Here is a 7137-nt window from a genome sequence, read left to right on the forward strand (position 1 = left end):
GTCAGCTCGGTCCTGCCTTGTAGCCGACACCGCGCACCGTCACGACGATCTCGGGGCGCTCCGGGTCCTTCTCGACCTTGGAGCGCAGGCGCTGGACGTGCACGTTGACCAGGCGGGTGTCCGCGGCGTGCCGGTAGCCCCACACCTGCTCCAGCAGCACCTCGCGGGTGAAGACCTGCCAGGGCTTGCGGGCGAGCGCGACCAGCAGGTCGAACTCCAGCGGGGTGAGCGCGATCGAGCTGCCGTCGCGCTTGACGGAGTGCCCGGCCACGTCGATGACGAGGTCGCCGATGGTCAGCTGCTCCGGGGCAGGCTCCTCCGAGCGGCGCAGGCGGGCCCGGATGCGGGCCACCAGCTCCTTCGGCTTGAACGGCTTGACGATGTAGTCGTCGGCCCCGGACTCCAGGCCCACCACGACGTCCACCGTGTCGCTCTTCGCCGTGAGCATCACGATCGGCACACCGGACTCGGCCCGGATGAGCCGGCAGACCTCTATGCCGTCCCTCCCGGGCAGCATCAGGTCCAGCAGCACCAGGTCCGGCTTGACCTCCCGGAAGGCAGCCAGTGCCTTGTCGCCGTCCGCTACGAACGACGGCTCGAAACCTTCACCACGCAACACGATGCCGAGCATCTCGGCCAGTGCGGTGTCGTCGTCGACGACAAGGACGCGTCCCTTCATGCTTGACATCATCCCATTAGCCAATCGTTACCAGGCGGTGAGCTGCCCCACAGCCAGAATGGCCGGAAACCGCCCCTCGGCTCCGTGTGGAGATCACATCGACCAGTCTGCCCCGGATAGGGGTGACAATTGAACCCGCAGGCGGCCCGGTACGGCGGGGGACGGCCCGCCCGCACGCTGTTCCCACGTGGCACGATGGCAGCCGACCAGCGCCCCCGCCCCCGGCAGGCACACGTGAAGGAGCGACGATGAACGACTCTCCGGGCTGGGCCGCGCCCGGATCCTCTCCGTCCGACGGCGAGCGGCCCGGCGCACCCGAAACCCCCGCAACCCCCGAGTCCGGTTCCGACGCCCGGCCCCCCGCCGAAGGCCGCAAGTGGGCCGAGCGCCAGCCGCCCCCCGGCGACTGGCAGAGCCCCGGCGCCCCGCAGGCCCCCGAGCCCCCGGCCGGCCCGCAGCAGCCCGCCCCCGGCGGCTGGAACCGCGGAGGCACCGGCCCCGGCAGCCCGTACGGCTACCCGGGCGGCCCCGGCCAGTGGGGCAAGCCCCCGGCCGCCAAGCCCGGCGTCATCCCGCTGCGCCCCCTGGACATGGGCGAGATCCTCGACGGCGCCGTCGCCACCATGCGGCGCCACTGGCGCTCCGTCTTCGCGATCACCCTCGTCATCGCCACGGTCGTCCAGATCGCCGACGTCCTGCTGAAGAAGTACGCCTTCCCGGCCGTCCCCGTCATGAGCGAGGAGCCGGACCTGCAGGAGCTCGCCGACTCGCTCACCGACACCCTCCTGTCGAGCCTGGGCACCGCCTTCGTCCAGTTCATCGCCGGAATCCTGGCGACCGCCCTGCTGACCATGGTCTTCAGCCGGGCCGTCATCGGCCGCGCCTCGTCCGTCGGCGAGGCCTGGCGCGACGCCCGCCCCCAGTTGCCCCGCCTGGTCGGCCTGGCCCTGGCCATCGGCCTGGGCGCCGCCGCCCTCGCCACCGTGCTGCTCCTGCCGGGCCTCCTCACGCGGAACACCGGCCTGCTCCTCATCGGCGGCCTCGCCGCCCTGCCGCTGCTGCTGTGGCTCGCGATCAAGTTCACGCTGGCCTCGCCGGCGCTGATGCTGGAGAAGTCCGGCATCGTCACCGCCCTGCGCCGCTCCTCCAAGCTCGTCCAGGGCTCCTGGTGGCGGATCTTCGGCATCACGGCCCTGACCGCGGTCATCACGGTCGTCGTGTCGTTCGTGATCCTGACGCCGATCAGCGCCCTCGCCCTCGTCGTCGCCGGCGGCCTCGACGGCTTCGACCAGCAGACCCTGGCCACCAGCTGGTCGTTCCTGGTCATCTCCGGCATCGGCGCGGTCATCGTGCAGACCGTCACCATCCCGATGCAGGCCGGCGTCACCGTCCTCCTCTACGTGGACCAGCGCATCCGCCGCGAGGCCCTCGACCTGGAGCTGGCCCGCGCGGCCGGCCTCCAGGAGTACGGCGCGGACCCCGCGGCCCCGCCCACGGCCGGCTAACCGCCCGTGGCGAGCAGGGGGGACTTCATCGCACGGGTGGCGGCCGAGGAGACGCCGCCGGTCACGACACCGCGCGGACCGGCCCGCGAGGCGGCCGAGCGGGAACTGTCCGACCCGGCCTACCACCAGAACGACCCCGGCCTGCTGCGGCGCGCCCTGGACGCCTTCTGGGAGTGGCTCGGCGACCTCTTCGACCGGGCCGGCGCGGCCGCCCCCGGCGGCACCGCCGGCCTGGTGGCCGCGGCCGCCCTGGCCGTCCTCGCCGCGGCCGCCCTGTGGTGGCGGCTCGGCACGCCCCGCCGGACCGCCTCCGGCGGGACCGCCCTGTTCGCCGACGGCCCGCGCAGCGCCGCCGACCACCGCACCACCGCCGAGGCCCACGCCGCGGCGGCCCGCTGGAACGAAGCCGTGCAGGAGCGGATGCGGGCCGTCGTCCGCTCCCTGGAGGAGCGCGCCCTCCTCGACCCGCGGCCCGGCCGCACCGCCGACGAGGCCGCCGCCGCGGCCGCGCCCGCCCTCCCCGGCCACGCCGACGCGCTGCGCGCCGCGGCCCGCACCTTCGACGACGTCACCTACGGCGGCCGCACCGCCGACGCGGCCGCCTACGCCCGCCTCCGCGACCTGGACCTGGCCCTGGCCGGCACCCGGCCAAACCTGACGGGCGGCCCCGCATGACCGCCGCCCCGCCCCCGGCCACCCCGACCGAGCCCGACGCCGCGCCGCGGCCCGCCGGCGGCACGTTCCGCCCGGCCGCGACACCGGCCGCGGTGTGGCGCCGCGCCCGCGGCCTCCTCGTGGCCCTCGCCGTCCTGATCACCGCCGGAATCGTCCTCGCCGCCCTCGACCCGGGCGGCCGCCACGGCCGCCTCGACCCCCGCTCCGCGGACCCCTCGGGCACCCGGGCCGTCGCCGCGCTGCTCCGGGACCGGGGCGTGAGCACCCGTATCGTCACGACCGCCGACGCCGCCGCGAGCGCCGCCGGGCCCGGCACCACCCTGCTGGTCGCCCGCCCCGACCTCCTCGGCCCGCAGGCGCGCGCCACGATCCGCTCCGCCGCCGACCTGTCGGGCGGCCGCACCGTCCTCCTGGCCCCGGGACGCACCGCCCTGCGGGACCTGGCCCCCGCGGTGCACACCGCCGGCGCCTCCCGCACCGACACCCCCGCCCCCGGCTGCGCGCTGCCCGCCGCCCGCGCCGCGGGCAGCGCCGCCACCGGAGGCGGCCTGCGGTACACGACGACGGCCGCCGGCGCGACGGCCTGCTACCCGGACGACGGCCGCCCGACCCTGCTGGTCCTGCCGTCGGCGACCGCGGGCGGCGACACCGTCGTCGCGGGCTCCGCCGACTTCCTCCTCAACGAGGACCTGGCCCGCGAGGGCAACGCTTCCCTCGCCCTGCACCTGCTCGGCAGCCGCCCCGAGCTCGTCTGGTACCTGCCGTCCCCCGCCGAGCTGCGGGACGGCGCGGGCGGCGACGCCTCGCTCACCGACCTGATTCCGGCGGGCTGGCACTGGGCGCTCCTCCAGCTGCTGATCGCCGCCGTCCTGGCCGCCCTGTGGCGGGCCCGCCGCCTCGGCCCGCTCGTCACCGAACGCCTTCCCGTCGCGATCCGCGCCTCGGAGGCCACCGAGGGCCGCGCCCGCCTGTACCGCAGGGCCGCCGCCCGGGAGCGCGCGGCGACGGTGCTGCGGGCCGCCGCCCGGGAACGCCTCGCCACCCTGGTGGGCGTACCGCGGTCCGGCTGCCACGACCCGGCGGTCCTCGCCCCCGCCGTTTCGGCGCGAACCGCCGGCCCGGACCGGGACGCGGCGGCCCTGCTCTTCGGCGCCCCGCCCGCAACCGACGCGGCACTCGTCGCGCTCGCCGACCACCTCGACGCCCTCGAAAGAGAGGTCCGCTCCTCATGACGGCCACCACGGACAGCGCCCGCTCCGCCCTGGAGGCGATCCGCACCGAGATCGGCAAGGCCGTCGTGGGCCAGGACCCGGCGGTCACCGGTCTCGTCGTCGCCCTGCTGTGCCGCGGCCACGTCCTGCTGGAGGGCGTCCCGGGCGTCGCGAAGACCCTCCTGGTGCGTGCCCTGGCGGCCTCCCTCGACCTGGGCACGAAGCGCGTGCAGTTCACTCCGGACCTGATGCCGAGCGACGTGACGGGCTCGCTGGTCTACGACGCCCGCACCGCCGAGTTCTCCTTCCAGGAGGGCCCGGTCTTCACGAACCTCCTCCTCGCCGACGAGATCAACCGCACCCCTCCGAAGACTCAGTCCGCACTGCTGGAGGCGATGGAGGAGCGGCAGGTCACCGTGGACGGCACCCCGCGCCGCCTGCCGGAGCCGTTCCTGGTCGCCGCGACGATGAACCCGGTCGAGTACGAGGGCACGTACCCGCTGCCCGAGGCCCAGTTGGACCGCTTCCTGCTGAAGCTGAACGTCCCGCTGCCCTCCCGCGCCGACGAGGTCGACGTCCTGACCCGGCACGCGGCGGGCTTCGACCCGCGCGACCTCGCGGCGGCCGGCATCCGCCCCGTCGCGGGACCGGAGGAGCTCCGCGCGGCCCGCGAGGCCGTCGCCGCCGTCTCCGTCTCCCCGGAGATCGCCGGGTACGTCGTCGACGTCTGCCGCGCCACCCGCGAGTCGCCGTCGCTGTCCCTGGGCGTCTCCCCGCGCGGCGCGACGGCCCTCCTCGCCGCGTCCCGCGGGTGGGCGTGGCTGACCGGCCGGGACTACGTCACCCCGGACGACGTGAAGGCGCTGGCCCTGCCGACGCTGCGGCACCGGGTGCAGCTGCGCCCGGAGGCCGAGATGGAGGGCGTGACACCGGATGCGGTGCTGAACGCGATCCTGTCCCACGTCCCCGTGCCCCGCTGATGGCCCTCACTGGACGCGCCGCCCTGCTCGCGGCTCTGGGCGCCCTCCCCGTCGGCCTGTTGGAGCCGTCGTGGGCGGGCATCCTCGCGGTGAACGGCCCGCTGGCCGCGGCCTGCGCCCTCGACTACGCGCTGGCGGCGCCGGTCCGCAGCCTGGTCCTGTCCCGCTCGGGCGACACGACGGTCCGCCTGGGCGAGCCGGCGGAGGTCCACCTGTCGGTCACCAACCCGGGCACGCGCCCGCTGCGCGCCCGGATCCGCGACGCCTGGCCGCCGAGCAGCTGGCTGCCGGGCACCGAACGGGCGGCGTCCCGCCATACGCTGACGGTCCCTCCGGGCGAACGCCGCCGCGTGACGACCCGCCTGCACCCCACCCGCCGCGGCGACCGCCACGCGGACCGCGTCACGATCCGCTCCGCCGGCCCCCTGGGCCTCGCCTCCCGCCAGGGCACCCACGCCATTCCCTGGACGGTCCGCGTCCTGCCGCCCTTCACGAGCCGCAAGCACCTCCCGTCCCGCCTGTCGCGCCTGCGCGAACTGGACGGCCGGACGAGTCTGCTGACCCGCGGGGAGGGCACCGAGTTCGACAGCCTCCGCGACTACGTCCCGGGGGACGACACCCGCTCGATCGACTGGCGGGCGACGGCCCGCCAGAGCGGTGTCGCGGTCCGCACCTGGCGCCCGGAGCGCGACCGGCACATTCTGATCTGCCTGGACACGGGCCGTACTTCGGCCGGCCGCGTCGGCGACGCCCCCCGCCTGGACGCCTCGATGGACGCGGCCCTCCTCCTGGCCGCCCTGGCCGCCCGGGCCGGCGACCGCGTGGACCTCCTCGCCTACGACCGCCGCGTCCGCACCCAGGTGCAAGGCCGCTCGGCAGGGGAGGTCCTGCCGGCTTTCGTGAACGCGATGGCCCCGCTGGAGCCGGAACTGGTGGAAACGGACGCCCGCTCCCTGGTCTCGACGATCCTCCGGACGGCGCCCCGCAGCTCCCTGGTGGTCCTTCTGACCAGCCTGGACGCCGCACCGGTGGAGGAAGGCCTGCTTCCCCTGCTCCCCCGCCTGACGAAACGCCACACGGTCCTCCTGGCCGCGGTGTCGGACCCGAAGGTGACGGAGATGGCCCGCGCCCGCGGCACCCTGGACGCGGTGTACGAGGCCGCAGCCGCCGCCCAGTCCCAGGCCCAGCGCCGCCGCACCGCGGACCAACTGGCCCGCCACGGCGTCCACGTCGTGGATGCCACCCCCGACGCCCTGGCCCCCGCCTTGTCCGACGCCTATCTCGCCCTGAAATCCGCCGGCCGCTTGTGAGACCGGCAGCTCACCTCAACGATCGAGGTCGAGCACGCCCACGCCGAGGCCCTCGTACGCCTTGGGCTCGATCGTTGCCACCAGCGCGTCAGCACCCCAGTCGGGAAGGTTTCGTACGGCCTGCACTGCTGCGGCGACTCCCGCGGGTACGCCTTTCCGACACAGCCGAGCCACGGCCAACACAGCTGCGTAGTCAAGGTCGATGGTATGGATGACGTCCAGCTGGCCGACGTGCTCGGCGGTCCCGGGGTGCTCACGATCTGCCTCAAGGATCGCCAGTACGGGCGCCCACAGCCGTGTATCGCCGTCAAGAAAAGCCTGGTGGATCAGTGCCGAAACCTGCCGGTTGCCGGATAAGGCAAGGAGAGAGGGACTGTCCAGGACGAGGTGCTGCTGGATCACGCCGCATTCTCCTATCGGCCCGCGAAGGCCTGGCGGATCTTGCGCCTCATCTCCGCGCTCTCCTCATCCGTCACTCGCACACCGAAGTGCTCAGCCATGTACTCGCGCGCCCGTTCGGCCCGCTCCCGCCGCTCCTCGGATGTCAGCGTGGACTCCGCAAACTCCTGGACCAGGGCTCTGATGGACGTGCCGCGGGACTCGGCGATGACCGCAAGGCGATCGCGTACCTCAGCCGGCACTCGGATCATTGCATCGGACATGGCCCGAGTCTACAGCGATGTATACACGCGCGTCCGGTAAACGCAGGAAAGCCCCGCACCAGAGCTGGTGCGGGGCTAACCCACAATGATTGTTCGGCGGCGTCCTACTCTCCCA

Annotated in this window: 8 protein-coding genes; 5 read left to right on the top strand and 3 right to left on the bottom strand. The window is 74.7% G+C overall.

The features are described from left to right. Window position 1: 1 nt before the first annotated feature. Window positions 2-691 carry a two-component system response regulator MtrA gene (mtrA, locus tag IE170_RS30195; protein WP_189812656.1) on the bottom strand — a complete coding sequence of 230 codons (690 nt, stop codon included), beginning with the start codon at window positions 689-691 and terminating at the stop codon, window positions 2-4. Between the two features lie 236 nt (window positions 692-927). Here mtrA and IE170_RS30200 point away from each other — a divergent pair, with 236 nt between their 5' ends. The 5 genes from IE170_RS30200 to IE170_RS30220 are packed head-to-tail and all read left to right on the top strand — an operon-like array spanning window position 928 to window position 6360. Beyond that, entirely contained in the window at window positions 928-2184 is a 1257-nt protein-coding gene (locus tag IE170_RS30200) for a glycerophosphoryl diester phosphodiesterase membrane domain-containing protein (protein ID WP_189812657.1), read from the top strand. Between the two features lie 6 nt (window positions 2185-2190). Then, window positions 2191-2859: a DUF4129 domain-containing protein gene (locus IE170_RS30205; protein WP_189812658.1), complete on the top strand. Its 669-nt coding sequence runs from the start codon at window positions 2191-2193 to the stop codon at window positions 2857-2859. Beyond that, entirely contained in the window at window positions 2856-4091 is a 1236-nt protein-coding gene (locus IE170_RS30210; protein WP_189812659.1) for a DUF4350 domain-containing protein, read from the top strand. Before IE170_RS30205 ends, IE170_RS30210 begins: the two co-directional genes overlap by 4 nt. Beyond that, window positions 4088-5050 (top strand): AAA family ATPase, encoded by a 963-nt coding sequence (locus tag IE170_RS30215; protein ID WP_189812660.1) that lies wholly within the window; start codon window positions 4088-4090, stop codon window positions 5048-5050. The genes IE170_RS30210 and IE170_RS30215 overlap by 4 nt, the downstream gene beginning before the upstream one ends. Beyond that, the gene (locus IE170_RS30220; protein ID WP_189812661.1) at window positions 5050-6360 is read left to right on the top strand and encodes a DUF58 domain-containing protein; all 1311 of its coding nucleotides are present in this window, start codon (window positions 5050-5052) and stop codon (window positions 6358-6360) included. Before IE170_RS30215 ends, IE170_RS30220 begins: the two co-directional genes overlap by 1 nt. Window positions 6361-6375: 15 nt before the next feature. Here the strand turns inward: IE170_RS30220 and IE170_RS30225 are convergent, their stop codons facing one another. Both IE170_RS30225 and IE170_RS30230 read right to left on the bottom strand, forming a co-directional pair. Then, the gene (locus IE170_RS30225) at window positions 6376-6762 is read right to left on the bottom strand and encodes a PIN domain-containing protein (RefSeq protein ID WP_189812662.1); all 387 of its coding nucleotides are present in this window, start codon (window positions 6760-6762) and stop codon (window positions 6376-6378) included. Window positions 6763-6773: 11 nt separating this feature from the next. Further along, entirely contained in the window at window positions 6774-7022 is a 249-nt protein-coding gene (locus tag IE170_RS30230; protein ID WP_189812663.1) for a hypothetical protein, read from the bottom strand. Between the last annotated feature and the right edge of the window lie 115 nt (window positions 7023-7137).

It is taken from the genome of Streptomyces toxytricini (genome assembly GCF_014649915.1).
GTDB classification, from domain to species: domain Bacteria; phylum Actinomycetota; class Actinomycetes; order Streptomycetales; family Streptomycetaceae; genus Streptomyces; species Streptomyces toxytricini.

Excerpts from the sequence above, each read along its gene's own strand:
- mtrA (WP_189812656.1), bottom strand. The coding sequence starts at position 691 with ATGATGTCAAGCATGAAGGGACGCGTCCTTGTCGTCGACGACGACACC.
- IE170_RS30200 (WP_189812657.1), top strand. The coding sequence starts at position 928 with ATGAACGACTCTCCGGGCTGGGCCGCGCCCGGATCCTCTCCGTCCGAC.
- IE170_RS30210 (WP_189812659.1), top strand. The coding sequence starts at position 2,856 with ATGACCGCCGCCCCGCCCCCGGCCACCCCGACCGAGCCCGACGCCGCG.
- IE170_RS30215 (WP_189812660.1), top strand. The coding sequence starts at position 4,088 with ATGACGGCCACCACGGACAGCGCCCGCTCCGCCCTGGAGGCGATCCGC.
- IE170_RS30220 (WP_189812661.1), top strand. The coding sequence starts at position 5,050 with ATGGCCCTCACTGGACGCGCCGCCCTGCTCGCGGCTCTGGGCGCCCTC.
- IE170_RS30230 (WP_189812663.1), bottom strand. The coding sequence starts at position 7,022 with ATGTCCGATGCAATGATCCGAGTGCCGGCTGAGGTACGCGATCGCCTT.